The sequence below is a fragment of the Amphritea sp. GJ51-11 genome, from assembly GCF_055808735.1.
In genome coordinates, this window is record NZ_CM147881.1 from 686,935 (window position 1) to 703,414 (window position 16,480).

16 protein-coding genes are annotated in these 16,480 nt (G+C 50.8%); 11 read left to right on the plus strand and 5 right to left on the minus strand.

What is annotated here, in order from left to right; translation table 11 throughout:
- The first annotated feature begins 224 nt into the window (after positions 1-224).
- From AC0L4K_RS03020 to AC0L4K_RS03030, 3 genes are all read left to right on the plus strand, one after another.
- Positions 225-1,073: a flagellar protein MotY gene (locus AC0L4K_RS03020; protein ID WP_417224610.1), complete on the plus strand. Its 849-nt coding sequence runs from the start codon at positions 225-227 to the stop codon at positions 1,071-1,073.
- A gap of 146 nt (positions 1,074-1,219) precedes the next feature.
- Positions 1,220-2,446 (plus strand): argininosuccinate synthase, encoded by a 1,227-nt coding sequence (locus tag AC0L4K_RS03025; protein ID WP_417224609.1) that lies wholly within the window; start codon positions 1,220-1,222, stop codon positions 2,444-2,446.
- 122 nt (positions 2,447-2,568) lie between these two features.
- On the plus strand, positions 2,569-4,158 hold the full coding sequence (locus AC0L4K_RS03030; RefSeq protein ID WP_473268132.1) for a tetratricopeptide repeat protein: 1,590 nt from the start codon (positions 2,569-2,571) through the stop codon (positions 4,156-4,158).
- A gap of 154 nt (positions 4,159-4,312) precedes the next feature.
- Here the strand turns inward: AC0L4K_RS03030 and AC0L4K_RS03035 are convergent, their stop codons facing one another.
- Positions 4,313-4,675: a hypothetical protein gene (locus AC0L4K_RS03035; RefSeq protein WP_417224605.1), complete on the minus strand. Its 363-nt coding sequence runs from the start codon at positions 4,673-4,675 to the stop codon at positions 4,313-4,315.
- A gap of 259 nt (positions 4,676-4,934) precedes the next feature.
- Between AC0L4K_RS03035 and AC0L4K_RS03040 the strand changes: the two genes are divergently transcribed.
- From AC0L4K_RS03040 to AC0L4K_RS03075, 8 genes are read left to right on the plus strand one after another with little or no spacing between them, the layout of a single operon-like run.
- A complete protein-coding gene (locus tag AC0L4K_RS03040; RefSeq protein WP_417224603.1) occupies positions 4,935-5,972 on the plus strand; it encodes a hydroxymethylglutaryl-CoA reductase in 1,038 nt (345 codons plus the stop codon).
- Positions 5,972-6,193, plus strand: coding sequence for an alpha-hydroxy-acid oxidizing protein (locus tag AC0L4K_RS03045; protein WP_473268134.1), 222 nt, complete (start codon positions 5,972-5,974; stop codon positions 6,191-6,193). Before AC0L4K_RS03040 ends, AC0L4K_RS03045 begins: the two co-directional genes overlap by 1 nt.
- Before the next feature lie 8 nt (positions 6,194-6,201).
- On the plus strand, positions 6,202-7,002 hold the full coding sequence (gene fni, locus AC0L4K_RS03050) for a type 2 isopentenyl-diphosphate Delta-isomerase (protein WP_473269202.1): 801 nt from the start codon (positions 6,202-6,204) through the stop codon (positions 7,000-7,002).
- A 15-nt stretch (positions 7,003-7,017) separates the two neighbouring features.
- Entirely contained in the window at positions 7,018-8,184 is a 1,167-nt protein-coding gene (locus tag AC0L4K_RS03055) for a hydroxymethylglutaryl-CoA synthase (protein ID WP_417224600.1), read from the plus strand.
- A gap of 12 nt (positions 8,185-8,196) precedes the next feature.
- Positions 8,197-9,198, plus strand: a complete 1,002-nt coding sequence (locus AC0L4K_RS03060; RefSeq protein ID WP_473268137.1) for a mevalonate kinase family protein — start codon at positions 8,197-8,199, stop codon at positions 9,196-9,198.
- Positions 9,188-10,171, plus strand: coding sequence for a mevalonate kinase family protein (locus AC0L4K_RS03065; RefSeq protein WP_473268138.1), 984 nt, complete (start codon positions 9,188-9,190; stop codon positions 10,169-10,171). The genes AC0L4K_RS03060 and AC0L4K_RS03065 overlap by 11 nt, the downstream gene beginning before the upstream one ends.
- Positions 10,164-11,165: a diphosphomevalonate decarboxylase gene (mvaD, locus tag AC0L4K_RS03070; RefSeq protein WP_473269203.1), complete on the plus strand. Its 1,002-nt coding sequence runs from the start codon at positions 10,164-10,166 to the stop codon at positions 11,163-11,165. The genes AC0L4K_RS03065 and mvaD overlap by 8 nt, the downstream gene beginning before the upstream one ends.
- A complete protein-coding gene (locus AC0L4K_RS03075; RefSeq protein ID WP_473268139.1) occupies positions 11,143-13,566 on the plus strand; it encodes a DNA polymerase II in 2,424 nt (807 codons plus the stop codon). The genes mvaD and AC0L4K_RS03075 overlap by 23 nt, the downstream gene beginning before the upstream one ends.
- Before the next feature lie 26 nt (positions 13,567-13,592).
- On the opposite strand, the gene AC0L4K_RS03080 is transcribed toward AC0L4K_RS03075, so the two are convergent.
- From AC0L4K_RS03080 to AC0L4K_RS03095, 4 genes are read right to left on the minus strand one after another with little or no spacing between them, the layout of a single operon-like run.
- Positions 13,593-14,594 (minus strand): extracellular solute-binding protein, encoded by a 1,002-nt coding sequence (locus AC0L4K_RS03080; RefSeq protein ID WP_473268140.1) that lies wholly within the window; start codon positions 14,592-14,594, stop codon positions 13,593-13,595.
- A gap of 28 nt (positions 14,595-14,622) precedes the next feature.
- Complete coding sequence (locus tag AC0L4K_RS03085; protein ID WP_473269204.1) at positions 14,623-14,703, minus strand: hypothetical protein; 81 nt, start codon at positions 14,701-14,703, stop codon at positions 14,623-14,625.
- Positions 14,670-15,308 carry a Fe2+-dependent dioxygenase gene (locus AC0L4K_RS03090; RefSeq protein ID WP_473268141.1) on the minus strand — a complete coding sequence of 213 codons (639 nt, stop codon included), beginning with the start codon at positions 15,306-15,308 and terminating at the stop codon, positions 14,670-14,672. The genes AC0L4K_RS03085 and AC0L4K_RS03090 overlap by 34 nt, the downstream gene beginning before the upstream one ends.
- A gap of 1 nt (position 15,309) precedes the next feature.
- Positions 15,310-16,437: an alpha-hydroxy acid oxidase gene (locus tag AC0L4K_RS03095; RefSeq protein WP_473268142.1), complete on the minus strand. Its 1,128-nt coding sequence runs from the start codon at positions 16,435-16,437 to the stop codon at positions 15,310-15,312.
- Between the last annotated feature and the right edge of the window lie 43 nt (positions 16,438-16,480).

The window sequence follows — 16,480 nt, forward strand, 5'->3', positions numbered from 1 at the left end:
GGTACTGAGCGCTTCTGTTCAATGCATATCCTTAGTGGCTGATTTCAACAGCCTATATTGGTAATTCGCTAGGCTTAGTGTAAAGACTTGCTCTGGTTTTCACAAATAACTCTGTAGTGCTTCGTTGGAACTGGGTTGGAGTGATAGACTCTAAAGCTCTTTTAGTTATTGCCGATACAAAAGGGGCAAGCTAACTTGTTAATTTTTCTGGGTTCCGGTTGTTTATGCGCGTAGCTGTTTTGTCTCTTCTGTTGATGTTTTCTCTGCCGGGGTTTGCGGTGGGCTATTCTGCGTCTATTGAACAGTCTAAATGGGAGCTCGAAGCATCTAAGTTTAGCTGCCGTTTATCGCAAAAAATCCCACTGTTTGGTGATGGTGAGTTTAATCAAGAAGCGGGCGAAACCGTGCGTTTTACCCTTAAGCCGCTACAGGGCCATGGTCTGAAAGGGCAGGTGCAGATTATTGAGGGTGCTTCGCCTTGGCAGCCGGGGATTGCCCCCCGTGAAATTGGTGAGGTGACATTTGCGAGCAATGGCACGATATCGGTGCCGACCGGCTATTCGCAGCAGATGCTAGGTAGTTTATTTCGTGGCCGGATGCCAACTTTTTTAGCCCAAAACTGGGCGGATACCGGTGAGTCAGTACGTATTGGTTTGTCGGCGGCTAATTTCCCGCCTGCCTATGAAGCCTATACTGATTGTATTTCGGGTCTACTGCCGGTTAATTATCGACAGATAGCCCGTACTGCCGTGCTATTCCCCTCGGCACAGTGGCAGTTGTCTGATTCAACCAAAGCGCGTCTCGATCTGATTGCGATCTATGTGAATAATGATGATTCGGTGAAAGCCGTCTTTGTTGATGGGCATTCTGATGCTCAGGGGCGGCGATTGGCAAACCGAGATCTCTCAAAAAAACGGGCCGAAGCGGTGACCACCTATCTTGAGAAAAAGGGGGTTAGTCCTGATCGCATTACGACCCGTTATCATGGTGAGCGTTACCCGGTAGCACAGAAGAATGATCGTCTAACTCGGGATCGTAGCCGTCGCGTGACCATCCGTTTAGACCGTAATTAATGATTACCTGCGGCGTGAAGGCAGATGATTTTCTGCCCCTGTTACTCTGTCGTAATCGTGGTACAATTGCGCCCTTTCCTTTTTTAGGTACCCGTTAAAGACAACGATGCTCTTGGCGGGCTGATTTGCGTTGGAGCCTCTCTATTATGTCCGATATCAAAAAGGTTGTGCTGGCCTATTCCGGCGGCCTTGATACTTCTGTAATCGTTCGTTGGTTACAAGATACTTATAACTGTGAAGTCGTTACCTTTACCGCTGACCTAGGTCAGGGGGAAGAAGTCGAGCCTGCTCGTGCCAAAGCCGAAGCGCTGGGTGTGAAAGAGATCTATATCGAAGATCTGCGTGAAGAGTTTGTGCGCGATTTTGTTTTCCCGATGTTCCGTGCCAACACTATCTACGAAGGTGAATACCTGCTGGGTACCTCCATCGCCCGTCCGTTGATCGCTAAGCGATTGATCGAGATCGCCAATGAAACTGGTGCCGACGCCATCTCTCATGGTGCGACCGGTAAAGGTAACGATCAGGTACGTTTCGAGCTAGGTGCTTATGCACTGAAACCTGGTGTTCAGGTTATCGCGCCATGGCGTGAGTGGGATCTGACGTCCCGCGAAACCCTGATGAACTACTGTAAAGAACATAATATCCCTGTTGATTTCTCCACTAATAAGAAGAAATCACCTTATTCTATGGATGCTAACCTACTGCACATCTCTTATGAGGGTGACATTCTGGAAGACCCATGGGCTGAAGCTGAAGCGGATATGTGGCGTTGGTCTGTCTCTCCTGAGGAAGCACCGGATGAGGCGACTTATCTTGAGCTGACTTATGATAAGGGTGATATTGTTGCGATCGACGGCAAAGAGATGAGCCCAGCAACTGTACTGGAATACCTGAACAAGGTGGGTGGCGAAAACGGCATTGGTCGTTTGGATATCGTTGAGAACCGCTTTGTTGGTATGAAGTCTCGCGGTTGTTATGAGACTCCGGGGGGCACCATTATGTTGCGTGCACACCGGGCGATTGAATCCATCACCTTAGATCGTGAAGTCACGCACCTGAAAGATGAGTTGATGCCTCGTTATGCTAAGACTATCTACAATGGTTTCTGGTGGTCTGAAGAACGTAAGATGATGCAGCAGATGATTGACTTCTCTCAGCGTAACGTGAATGGTGATGTACGCCTGAAGCTTTATAAGGGTAATGTTATCGTTGTGGGTCGTCGTTCTGAGAATAGCCTTTTCGACGAGAGTATCGCTACGTTTGAAGATGATGCGGGTTCTTACGATCAGAAAGATGCGGCTGGCTTTATCAAGCTGAATGCATTGCGGATGCGCATTGCCGCTAGTAAAGGTCGCGATCTGCTGAACGACTAAACGCGATTAAGTTAACAAAGCCCTGATATGTACCCATATCGGGGCTTTTTTATGGCTGTCATACTTTGATAGTTGCCTGATTTATATGATACTTTGATAAATTCTATTCTGATGTAAAGCCTATGGAAATCAGTTACTCGGATAAAAAAGTACTGATTGTTGATAACCGTCTTGAAGACCTTGCCGAACTCAAAATGATTTTGGCCAACATGGGTGTGTCTGATATTCAGGTGGCCTCATCGGTCAATATGGCGTTAGTGTTGTTACGCGAGACGCCATACGACCTGTGTTTTGTTGTCTTTGATTTAGGCAAAGAGCATAAGAATGGACTGCAGTTAATTCAAGAAGCGACTGCTGAGCGGGTGCGCCAGTTCTCGACTATTTTTTCCCTCGTGGTTGATCCTGATCGTTCTAAATTATTGTTCGGTTCACTCGATAGCTCCCCTGATACCTATATCTCCAAGCCCTATTCCGAGCCCAAGGTGCGTTTTCGGCTGGAAAAAATCATGCGGGTAAAGCAGGTTATTCGGCCGTTGGATGAATTGCTTGATCAGGGGCGTTTGCCGGAAGCGTTAAAAATGTGCGCTCAGTTGATTAAAAGTTATCCGGCATTGCGTCTTTATGTGAGTCGCTTTCGCGGCATTATCCTGCTGCAGGAGAGACTGTTTAGTAAAGCTGGGCAGTTGTTCTCATCGATTGTATCGCAGCGGGATCAGCCTTGGGCGCGGGTTGGCCTTGGCGCTGCGCTGTGTCAGCAGGGCGACTATCTGAATGCTCGTCAGGTATTACAGCAAGTGATCGATGAATCACACTTCTGTGTAGAGGCTTATACCTGGTTGGCGCGGACTTACCGTTCGCTGGGTGAGCGAGGAGAGGCGATCAGTCTATTGCGAAAGGCGGTTATGTTACAGCCAACGGTGCCAGAGTTACTGGGCTCCTTAGGTGGCTTGGCGGCGCAGAATCAGGAATGGAATGTGGCGGTGGACGCCTACACTCAAGCGATAAAGCATGCTCGGCAGAGCTGCTTTCAATCTGAGGATTATTATTTCAGTTTAGTGGCGGCCTTATTAGCGCGGGATAATTTTGATCGAGAGATCGAAGAAAACGCTATTCGAACCCTAGAAGATGTTATCCAGGCGTTTCCTGATGCCGCTATTGTGCAGTTTAAATCGCGCCTTATGGTGGCGCAGGTGTATGGACGGGCTGGTGCCTCAGAGCGAGCCGATCGGGCTGCACGGAATGCCTTCGATCTGTTTTGTGAACTCGATCTAACGGAGCAAGCTGAGTGGATTGAAGTGTTTCTTGAAGGGATGGAGGGGACCTCTGTCGAGAGTGATGCGCAGATGTTCAAGCAGCGCGTTAACCGTGACAGTGCGGCGTTGGAGTGGGGGAAGTTGAATATTCAGGGGATGCTGGCATATCGCAGTAAAAATTACCGTAAAGCGCTGGGCTTTTTTGTCCGTGCCGATAGTATTTTACCGGGCAACCCTAGCCTAACCTTAAATCTAGTACAGACCGCCCTTGAACAGGCTAAGGTGCCGGGAGATGAGCGTTATGAACTACTGCTGCAATGTGATAATGCACTCTACAGTATTAACTATGGTGCTTTGAGTGTGCGACAGCAGAAGCGCTATCTTACTTTGTCCGAACGGTGCGCGGATATGGTCAAAATAATGGCAGAAGGGAAGCGCGACGCCGAAGAGAATATTTGATCCTCTTCGTTAGTCTGCCTTCTTTTTAATTCCTTTACGCGGCTTCGCGTTTAATCACCATTGATGAGGCGAGCCTTGATTGACGGGCTTCTTATTCAAGCATTCTTATTTGAATATCCAGTGTGGCCTGCACACTTTTTGCTGTAGCTATGACTCAAAGTAAGATGGAATCGTCATCGGTCAAAATTGAACCGCCGATCTCTGATGCCGAATCGTCGTCGCTTTGATACGCCGAACGGGCCAGTTTTCGGGTGAGGAGCTTCTGCTGCGCCGCTTCGGGTAGATCAGTAAACAGGATCGTTTGTTTCGAGATGAGTAGATCGATGAGATCTTCAATGATCCGGCTGACTTCGGTATCCGACTTCTCGAGAATTTCCTGTGGACTATCAATGTTGTTATTGCTGGAGAGAAAGCGAATAACATCAGGATCTGAAATATCGGCGACCGTGGCGTGTTCAGTCGGATGTGCGGACAATGAAGTGACCTGTCCCTGTTCATTTCTGATTGCATACAACATAAGCCAAACTTCCGCAGATTTTAATTTGAATGAAGCTAAGTATGGCGGCGATTCTTTGGATGGGTCAAGTGTGGGTGGGCAGTTTGGGTACAAATGCCGCTAATTGATTTTCTTTGCTAACGGTTTGATGATGGCCCTTGGATTGCATAATGAGGAGTGGCTATATAAAATCCACTCCTTAAACGAGCTTCCTAAAGGGTTGCAATGCAGATCATGTTTTTATGATCGCGGCAGCCCTTTTTTATTGTGCCGAGAGATTATGAAATCCCATAAAATTCATCAAGCACCGATTCCAATGCGCACCGTTGGGCCCATTAAAATCAGTGGGCATATACTGAATGAAAAAGTTTCAGTGCCACTGGCGACCTATGAAACGCCTTTGTGGCCATCGGTCGGGCGCGGCGCTCGGGTTTCCGTATTGACTGAAGAGGGTATTAAAACCACGGTAGTCGATGAGCGGATGAGCCGTTCCATTCTCTTGGAGGCCGACGATGCGTTTGAAGCCTTTAAAGCGCTGGAGTCGATCAAAGCCCGCAAAGATGATTTGAATCAGATAGTGGCGACCTCGAGTCGGTTTGCCAAGCTGATCGACATGAATAGTCAGATTGTAGCCAACTTGATCTATCTGCGGCTTGAATTTACCACCGGCGATGCTTCGGGCCACAACATGGTGACCAATGCCGCGGATAAACTGATCCCGTGGATTTTGACTGAGTATCCTCAGCTGCGCTATTCCTCTATCTCGGCCAATTATTGTTCAGATAAAAAAGCTACCGCGGTTAACGGTATTCTGGGGCGAGGCAAGTATGTGATCAGTGAAATTCTGATCCCCCGAGACCTGTGTGAACGCCGCCTGAAAACTACCCCGGAAAAGATAGTCGATCTCAATATTAAGAAAAACCTGATCGGCACCATGTTGGCCGGTGGCCTGCGCAGCGCTAATGCTCACTATGCCAATATGTTGTTGGCTTTCTATCTTGCCACAGGGCAGGATGCCGCCAATATTATTGAAGGCTCTCAGGGGATTGTCCATGCCGAAGTGCGCAACGGCGATCTGTATTTCTCCTGCACCCTACCTAACCTGATTGTTGGCAGCGTCGGTAATGGTAAAGGGATCGATTTTGTTGAACAGAATTTAGCGGCCCTAGGGTGTAAAGAAGATCGAGAGCCGGCAGCGAATGCACGCCGTTTGGCAGCGATCTGTGCGGCGACGGTGTTGTGTGGCGAGTTATCCTTGATGGCGGCGCAAACCAATCCGGGCGAGTTGATGGAATCTCATCTTAAATTGGAACGCTGATGTCTGATCAGACCAACGATCGAAAAATTGAACATATCCGCGCCATTGAAAAAGATCCGTTAACCGATCGTGATGGTCGTTTCTTTGATCAGATTCAACTCTGTCATCGGGCGTTGCCCGACAGAGCGTTGGAGCAGATTGATACCTCGGTCGAGTTTCTCGGTAAAAAACTGAGTTTCCCGCTGCTGATCTCCTCGATGACGGGGGAGACCACTCGCTGATTAAGACCATTAACCGTAATTTAGCCGAAGCGGCAGAGCGGACCGGCGTGGCATTGGCAGTGGGTTCTCAGCGGGTGATGTTTACGCAGCCTTCGGCGCGAGACAGTTTTGATCTACGGGCCTATGCACCAAACACAGTGTTATTGGGCAATATTGGTGCGGTGCAGTTGAACTACGGTTTCTCGCTGGAACAATGTCAGCAAGCGGCAGATGTGCTTGGTGCCGATGGCCTGTATCTTCATCTGAACCCACTGCAGGAAGCGGTCCAGCCGGAAGGCGATACCAATTTTGTCGGTTTACAGGCGAAGATCGCCTCCTTAGCGGCGCAGTTGAAGCAACCGGTGCTGCTGAAAGAGGTCGGCGCAGGCTTGTCACCGCCGGATATTGAAGCGGGTATTGCGGCGGGAATTAAGTGGTTTGATATTGCCGGTTGCGGCGGCACCTCGTGGAGTCGCATCGAACATCACCGCAGTGAAAGGAGCGGCGATGATCTGGGCATCTGCTTCCAGGATTGGGGCATTCCGACGCCTCAAGCACTAAAATTAGCTCAACCGTATCAAAATAGTGCGGCTTTCATTGCCAGCGGCGGTCTCAGGGATGGGATTGATATGGTTAAATCTGTTATACTCGGCGCCTCGCTCTGCGGCATGGCCGCACCGTTCCTGAAACCGGCAATGGAATCCGCCGATTCAGTGGTCAGGGTAATAGAGCAACGCCGGCGTGAATTTACTACAGCGATGTTTTTGCTGGGCATGCCGGATGTAAATAGTTTATTTATGAATCGGGCTCTCATTCTGGGCGAGCGTTGAGGATTTTAAGTACGTATGTCCGTCGGTATTGATGAAATCAGCTTTTACACTTCCAACTATTTTCTGGATCTGAAAAACTTGGCCATGGTCCAAGAGATCGAGGTTGGAAAATATTATCAGGGTATCGGGCAGGAAAAGATGGGAATGCCTGCCCCAGACGAAGATATCGTGACGATGGCGGCAAATGCGGCCCTGCCTCTGATTGAGCGGGTTGGCACTGATGCTATCAGTACGGTGATGTTCGCCACTGAAACGGGAATAGACCAATCTAAGTCTGCCGGTGTTTATGTGCACCGCTTGCTCGGCTTGACGTCTAAGTGCCGTGTGGTCGAATTGAAACAGGCTTGTTATAGCGCTACGGCGGCTATTCAAATGGCCTGTGCGCTGGTGGCCCGTCAACCGCAACAGAAAGTTTTGGTAATCGCTTCAGATGTGGCCCGTTACGATCTCGGTACGCCCGGTGAAGCGACTCAGGGCTGTGGTGCGGTAGCGATGCTGATTGCGGCGAATCCTCGCTTGGTCGAATTAGATCCTGAAGTGGGAAATCACACCGAAGATGTGATGGACTTCTGGCGCCCCAATTACCGTTCTACCGCCTTGGTGGATGGTAAGTACTCGACCAAAATCTATCTGCAATCCTTGAAGCATGCGTGGGAGCACTTCCGCGAAGTTAGCTCCCTAGCGTTCACGGATTTTCAACATTTCTGTTATCACCTGCCTTTTACCCGAATGGCGCAAAAAGCCCATAAGCATCTGGCGCGGGTGAATCAGAGCGTGTTAACCCCCGAAATGCTGGACCTTCAAGTAGAGGATACGTTGCGCTACAACCGTATTATCGGCAACAGCTATACAGCGTCGATGTATATTGGTTTGGCTTCACTGTTAGAAAACTGTAAGGATAACTTGTCCGGTAAGCGGATCGGTTTTTTCAGTTATGGTTCCGGTTCAGTCGCTGAATTTTTCTCTGGAAAAGTCGTGGCGGGCTATGAAAAGTGTCTGCATGTGGATAAACATCGGGCGATGTTGGATGCCCGGAGCGAAGTTTCCTACGACGAATATCTAGCACTCTATAATGACACCGACCCGGTTGATGGCGGCGTTCATTCTAAGGCGGAAGGCACCACCGGGCGTTTTCGTTTGGTTGGCATTTCCCACCACAAGCGTGAATATATCGCCTGCTAAGGAACGTCTTTGATGAAGGCTTGTGCCCCCGGTAAGCTGATTCTCAGTGGAGAACATTCAGCCGTATATGGGGCACCGGCTATCGCCCTCGCGGTGAATCGTTATATCCGCTGTCACAGCACCTTTACCTCAACTAACGACTTAACACTCCATCTACCCGAAGCCGGTTGGCAGGCGCAGATGAGCTGGTCTGAGTTACGTTATTTAAATGATAATCTAAACCAGCGTTTCGCTCAGTTTGAACAGGGCGAGTTAGGCGCAGGTAATATCCTTGAAGCACCACAGCAACTGGCCTTATATGCCCTGTGTCAGTGCTTACCTGATAACGACCCCGATACCGGTTTAACCCTCGAAATTCGTTCTGAACTACCTTTAGGATCGGGCATGGGGTCCTCAGCGGCATTGAGTGCGGCGGTCACCTGTTTGGCACAAGAACTGTTTTCTACTTCCCTTGATACTGCCGCACTGTTTCAGCGAGTTCGTTATTGTGAGCGCCTGTGTCATGGACGCGGTGGTTTGATTGATGCGGCCACCGTCAGCTATGGTGGGATGGTCAAGGTTGCTGAGGGCGCAGTGACACAGTTACCGGTGCAGTTAGCTAGCGGTTGGTATTATATTCATACCGGCGTGCCGGCGGTGGGCACCGGTGAGTGTGTTGATTATGTGCGCGGGCGATTTGCTGATGCACCTATTTGGCAGCGCTTTGCCACACTGACTGAGCAGCTTCGCGAGGCTATAGTCGCAGGCGATGATCCTCGTCTCTTGATTCAACAAAACCATCGGTTGCTGTGCCAGATTGGAGTGGTGCCGGCACCAGTACAGCACTTTATTAGCCATCTGGAAAGTTTAGGTGGTGCGGCGAAAGTGAGCGGGGCAGGGGCGGTGGCCGGTGATTTCGGCGGCGCTTTGATTGCTTATTTACCGGGTATCGATGTGGACGCCGCCTGTCAGTCAGCAGGGTTTCGTTATATGGCGATTGAAGAAGATAGAGAGGGAGCCCGACTTGAAAATTAAGGTGACAGCCCCCGGCAGCCTGATGTTGATGGGTGAGCATGCGGTATTGTTTGGCCATCGAGCATTGGCCTGTGCGGTCGATAAACGGATAAGTGTTACGCTAACGACGCGAACCGATCGCTTGGTGAATATTGATTCGGCATTGGCACAATACCGTGGCAGCCTCGACGCTTTAACTGCAGAGCCCGCATTAAGCTTTGTTTTGACCGCTATCGAACGTCAGTTACCACGGTTAACTCAGGGGTTTGACCTGCGGATTCGTTCTGAGTTTTCCCATACCGTTGGTTTAGGTTCGTCTGCGGCAGTGACGGCGGCGGTGGTGGCTGCATTACTGGCGTTGATCAGCGGAGTAGATCGTGATTATGATCCTCAAAGCTTGTTTGAGGAAGCTTTGGCGGTGGTGCATCAGGTACAGGATGGTCGTGGTTCGGGCACTGATTTAGTGGCGGCGGTATATGGCGGCGTGGTGGGATACACCGTGGCACGAGCCGGCGCTGTACCACAGGTACATCGCTTGCAGGGCATTCCGACGATCAGCTTGTTCTATGTGGGCTATAAAATGAAAACTCCGGATGTCCTCAAACGGGTAGAAGGCTTTGCCGCGCAATCGCCAGAACTGTATGCCAGTTTGTACCAGTTAATGGGCCAGACCACCGAGCAGGCTGAGCAGGCGGTGGATAGCGCTGATTGGCCACAACTCGGTCGGCTGATGAATATTTATCAGGGGCTGATGGATGCCTTGGGTGTAAATGATGCCTATTTGGCCGAGATTATCTATTCGCTGCGCAGCTCTCCCGATGTGCTAGGAGCTAAAATTTCCGGCTCTGGGTTGGGGGATTGTGTCTTGGCGTTGGGGCATCCGGCGCAGCTGCCGCTCTCTTATAAGCGCTCGTATGAAGGGGCGGATGAACAGTATTATGAACAGATACCAGTGGCCGTGTCGGCGAAGGGGGTAACCGTTGAGTATGTCTGAGCCGATAACAAAACAAAGTGTCATTGCGAACTATCTGCCCACCGTGGTGGCTCCGGTCGCTGACCATATCGATGCCGTTTTTGCGCCGAGCAATATTGCCCTGTGTAAATATTGGGGCAAGCGTGATGTCGAGCTGAATCTGCCGATTAACAGTAGTCTGTCGATCTCATTGGCACATTTAGGCAGTAATACCGCTATCTCGGTTAGCGATGAAGATCAGGTTTGGCTCAATGGTCAACGAGTGGCTGCGGATGATAAGTTTGCCTGTAAGGTGATCGCCTTTATCGAGCTGTTTCGAGGCCCTAATGGCTTACCGGTTAAGGTCGATACGCAAAATAATATTCCCACTGCCGCTGGATTGGCGTCTTCTGCATCCGGTTTTGCGGCCTTGATGCTGGCGATCGATGGTTTTTATGGGTTGCAGCTCGAACCGGCATTATTGTCGGCCTTTGCTCGTATGGGCAGTGGTAGCGCGAGTCGTTCGCTCTATCAGGGGTTCGTTGAGTGGCAGATGGGGGTTCAAGAAGATGGTATGGACAGTATTGCCCTGCCATTAGCTAACCGTTGGGATAGTTTGCGAATCGGTTTGGTGAAGGTTAATATTGCGGAGAAAGCCGTGGATTCTCGCTCGGGAATGAACCGCACCGTAGCCACCGCGCACCTGTATCAAAGCTGGCCATTGCAGGCGGCTGCTGACCTTGAGCGTTTGCATCAGGCGATTGCTGATAACAACTTTACCCTGTTAGGTGAAACCGCCGAACAGAACGCCCTGTCTATGCATGCCACCATGATTGCTGCTTGGCCGCCGTTATTGTATTGGCAGCCGGACTCTGTCGCGGCGATGCAAACTATCTGGCAGGCCCGAGCTGCAGGGGTTGAGGTTTATTTCACCATGGATGCGGGGCCAAATATTAAACTGTTGTTTACGGCGGATAGTGAAGCGGCGGTAAAACAGTACTTTCCCGACCTGGATGTCATCGCTCCCTTTGGCTGATTCCCGCCATACTCACTCATCGGTGATCCCGTCAACTGAAGCCAGCGGCTTTCTGCTGACGAGGCAGCAGTTTGACCGCGCCGATGGTATCTGTTTTCAATTTTGGCTGAAAGCCGCTGGCGGCGCTTTTCCGGTGACGGTAACGGCGCAAGAGGCGGTGTTTTTTGTGCTGGAAGAGGATATCCCTCGGATAGAATCCCTGCTGGCAACGCCGCTAAAGACATCATCGGCAAGCCTCGCGGGTTGGCGCTTGCAGTCACTGCCGCTGAAGGATCTCCAACAACGTCCCGTCTATGGTCTGTACAGCCAATCATTAGCAACGTATCGCCAGCTTATCGACCTGCTGAAAACCTACGCGATTCCGATGATTGAAGAGGATATTCGTCCGGTGGATCGGTTTTTGATGGAGCGGTTTATTCAGGACAGCGCTCGGGTGCGTTTCAGTGAGCATTCGGCACAGTTACAGCCGACAACCTGTGAGCCTCAGTTAACCATGTTGTCGGTGGACATTGAGACCACGATGCGGGCGGATCGTATCTTTTCGATTGGTCTGTACAGCGCACAGATGGCTAAAGTGCTGATTGTCGGTGATGGACCGAATGAACCTTGGCTAGAGTATGTAAACGATGAGCGGGCACTGTTGCAGGCGTTCGTACGTGAAGTCGAACGTTGTGATCCGGATATTTTTATTGGCTGGAATGTGGTCGGTTTTGATTTTCGGGTACTGCAAGAGCGTGCTCGCCGCCTGCAGGTGCCACTCAATTTAGGCCGTGATGGCAGCCGGATACAGGTGATTCAATCGGCTAACGGTAAATGGTTTTGCCGTATGGCGGGCCGGGTAGTGTTGGACGGTATCGATACCCTTAAAGGAGCCACTTATCAGTTTGAAAGCTTCTCGCTGGAATATGTCTCTAATCAGATGCTCGACCGGGGCAAGCTGTTAGGACAGCAGATGGATGAAGGCATGAACCGTGGTGAGGAGATTCAGCAGGTTTATCGTGACGACCCTCGCAAGCTGGCGGAATATAACCTCGAAGACTGTAAGCTGGTGTGGGATATCTTCGAACATGCACAGCTACAGCATTATTTAGTTGAACGGAGTCGTTTGACGGGTTTGCCGTTGGATAAGGTCGGTGGTTCGGCCGCTTCGTTTGATAACCAATATCTGCCGCGGTTGCACCGTCAGGGGTATGTTGCTCCGGTGTATGCCTCCGGTGAGTCACAGATGGGTGCGCCGGGTGGCTATGTGATGGAGTCCCGCCCCGGGCTATATCATCAGGTGCTGGTGCTCGATTTTAAAAGTCTATATCCCAGTATTATCCGTACCTTTATGGTCGACCCTTATGCGCTAGCGGAGGGCACCGGCAGTGAATGTCCTGAGGGTGATCTAGTGCCGGGCTTTAACCATGCTATTTTCACCCGCCAAGGCGCTATTCTACCGGATATTATCGAGCGACTGTGGCAAGCAAGGGACAGCGCTAAAGCGGAGCAGAATGCACCGTTATCCCAAGCCATAAAAATTATTATGAATAGTTTTTACGGTGTGCTGGGCTCGGATGTGTGTCGCTTCTTCGATCAGCGCTTGGCGGGTTCAATCACCTTGCGGGGACACGAAATTCTTACCCGTACCAAAGCAAAGATTGAAGCAGAGTTTGGCTATCAGGTGATCTATGGGGATACCGATTCGGTGTTTGTTTGGCTCGGCGACGAGTTCCCCCAAGCGGATGCGCCAGCAGAGGGGCGCAAGCTAGAGCAGTTTCTTAATCAATGGTGGCAGGAAGAGATACAACAGCGTTTCGGTTTGCCTTGTCACCTCGAACTGGAATATGAAACCCACTACCGCCGTTTTTTGATGCCGACTATGCGTCACTCAGAAAAAGGTACTAAAAAACGTTACGCGGGTATTCGTCATTTTGCCGATGGGCATGAAGAGCTGATATTCAAAGGGCTGGAATCGGTACGTTCCGATTGGACACCACTGGCTCGTCGGGTGCAGCGGGAACTCTATCGGTTGGTTTTCAGTGATGCGTCCTACGTGGATTATCTAAAACAGATCGTGGCGCAGATGAAGGCCGGGCAGTTAGATGCTGAACTGGTCTATCGGAAACGCTTACGTCGACCGTTAGATGAATACAGTAAAAACCGCCCACCCCATGTGCAGGCGGCGTTGAAAGCGCGACAGCAATTTGTTCGTGAGGGCAAAACCCGGACATTCTCTGCCGGGATGTTTATCGAATATTTAATAACCGTTAACGGTCCAGAACCGTTGCTGTTTGCCCGCTCCCCAATTGACTATCAGCACTATCTTGACCGGCAGCTAGCACCGGTGGCCGATAGTATTTTGATGTTCTTAGATGATAGCTTCGAAGCACTCCACGCTCCGCAGATCGATCTGTTTTAATCGAGGCATAGTTAAAGCATTAGGTTTTAGCGATAGCCGGCTTGCTTTAACAGCACCACCGCTTGCTCCCTAAACTGACCGCTGGCGGCGACATTGTGTTGGTCTTCAATAAATTGTCCCCGTCGTCCGATCTGTCGGGCAGGATAGACCTTCTTGTTAACCGGGTATTCGAGGCTCAGTTTTGCATACTGTGCTTGGGTCTCTTTTAGTGTTAGCCACTCCAATAGGTCTGTGGCACCGGCTTTATTCGGAGCATGGGCCGTAACCGCCGCTCCGGTGATATCAACATGTACCCCACTGCTGTCCTGATCGGCCCAGAAGAGTTTCAATGGGGTGTCGGGGTGGTCATGTTTATAACGGGCAAAGTAATAACTGTTGACGATGCTGACCTCACAGAGGTTTTGTTCCAGCGCTGGGAACATTTGCGCATCCTCGGCGAATGGACGAACCGCTAGATTATTAACCCAGCCTTGCAGGGTTGCGAGGGTTTTCTGTTCGCCATCGCGATTGATCATCATGGCGACCAACGCTTGAGTGTAAGGTTGTTGTGAGGTACGCAGGCAGAGGCTGCCCTCCCATTTAGGGTCGGCGAGATCAGTGAAACCTTTGAGTTCGCTTTTATCCAGCGTGGTGCTGTTATATATCAGTGTCTGAGTGCGTTTTGAAAAACCGAACCAGTAATTGTCCGGGGCACGAAGATGCTCGGGCACATTGTTGGTTAAGGTGGATGAATCGACGGCAGCAGTGAGCCCTTTTTGTGTTGCCAACCACAAGGAGGCAGCTCCGGTGGTTAATAATAGATCGGCTTTACTCTGCTCGCCTTCCGCTTCTAAGCGGGCGATTAGCGCGCTGGCAGGTTCCACTAGGTAGCCCACTGGAGTGCCGGTTTCGGCGGAATAACGATCAAGTAGGGGAGTGAGATAACTGGCATTTTTAGTCGAATACACCAGTAATTCTGGCGCGGCCTGCAATGGTCCACACAGGCTGGTCGCCAATAATAGGGTTAAGGTACGCGATAAATATTTCATAATATGTCTTACCTATAAACGAAGAAGATTAAGAAGGCGTGGCCCACTGGCGTATCAAGTTGTGGTAGATGCCGCTTAGATTGACGACCTCAGAGTGCGCGGCGCCCAGTTCAGTAGTGAGTTTTTGCACTGAATTATCCAGCTCAAACAGCATCTCTCGCTGCTGGATATCTTTGACCATGCTTTGTATCCAGAAAAAGATGCCACCCGGGCGCCGCGTGTCACTGGTGAGACCGAGTGCAGGCTGGTGGAGGGATAGAGCACCATATCACCGGCGGCTAACTTGACGGTTTGAGTGCCATATTGGGTTTCGATACTGAGTTCGCCACCATCATATTCATCGGGATCGGCGAGAAATAGCGTGGCCGAGAGATCTGTTCTGAGGGTCAGGTTTGTACCGGGTATTTGCATCAGTGCGCCGTCAACATGTGCGCCATAGGTTTCGCGTTCACTGTAACGGTTAAACTTAGGCGGGTAGATGCGATCCGGCAGGGCCGCGGAAATAAAGGCCGGATGACGGGACAGGCTTCTGAGAATATGGTTACCGAGGCTGATCGCTGGTTCTTGGGTGTCATCCAGTTGCTGATTGCGTTTTACATGGCGGGCAATCGAACCTGCAGTGTTCAGACCATCTTGCCAAGGGGCATTGTCTAGGTGCTGGCGAAACTGTTGGACTTCATCGCGGGTTAATATTTTTTCAAGCGTAATGAGCATATTAATGTCCTGATAACGTAGTCTGCAGTTGTGTTGCTCTGATTGCCGCGAGTGATGCGCAGCCGGTCATGGCCATACAGAGTTCCAGTTCTTCACGTAGCAGTTTGATCATATGGGCAACGCCTAATGCACCGGCGACGCTGAGGCTATACATTTGTAGCCGCCCGATCAGTACTGCGTCGGCACCGAGAGCGATCGCTTTGAAGATATCGCTACCCGAGCGGATGCCGCTGTCGAAGAGTAGCGGGAAGTCATCACCTACAGCGCATCGAATGGCAGCTAAGACGGATAGACTGGCGGGAGCGCCATCGAGAGTGCGTCCGCCATGATTGGACACAATAATACCTGCGGCGCCAAGGGCTTTTAGTTGTAGAGCATCGTCGGGATGCATAACGCCCTTAATGATTACGGGGACTGGGCTGGCTTTGATCAATTCTGCGAGATGCTGTAGCGCGGGTGCCTGTTGCCGGTAACGGGCAAAGATAGGGCTATCACCGGGGCGCTGTTGCAGTGGCTCGTCAGGGCGTTGATGGGCAAGGTTCGCTGCTGAGATGTTGCCAGGCAGTTTAAAACCAGCACGAATTGCGCGGATACTGGGGGCTTGAATGGCGGCATCGAGGGTGACCACAATGGCTTCATAGCCAGCGGCGAGGGCGCGGTTAATCAGGGCGTGAGTATCCTCTGGGCGAGATTGAAAGTAGAGTTGAAACCAGCGGGGTGGTTTAGCGCGGGCCACAATTTGCTCGAGTGTTACAGACGCTAGGGTACTGGTGATCATACAGCTGTCAGTCGCCTCTGCGGCAGAGGCGGTTTCCCGTTCTCCCTGAGGATGCACCAGTGATTGGTAAGCAACCGGAGCTAGAAACACCGGGTGCTTGAAATGTTGGCCAAACAGTTGCGTCTCAGTGTTGGCGTTAGTTAAATCGGCGAGTAGCCTTGGGACTATGGCCCAGTCTTCAAAGGCCGTTTGGTTATTGCGTTGGGTTATATCATGACCACTGCCACCGGCAATATAAGCCAGAGTATCGGCTGGAATAAAGGCTTGGGCCAGCTGTTCATAGTCGTAGGCGCAGGCAATATCGGCCGGAATATAATCCAAGGGAGGAAGAGGCTTTTTGATATCATTCATGGTGGGTTGATAGGTTTTTAAAGTAAGTCAGGGCAGCCGTGGC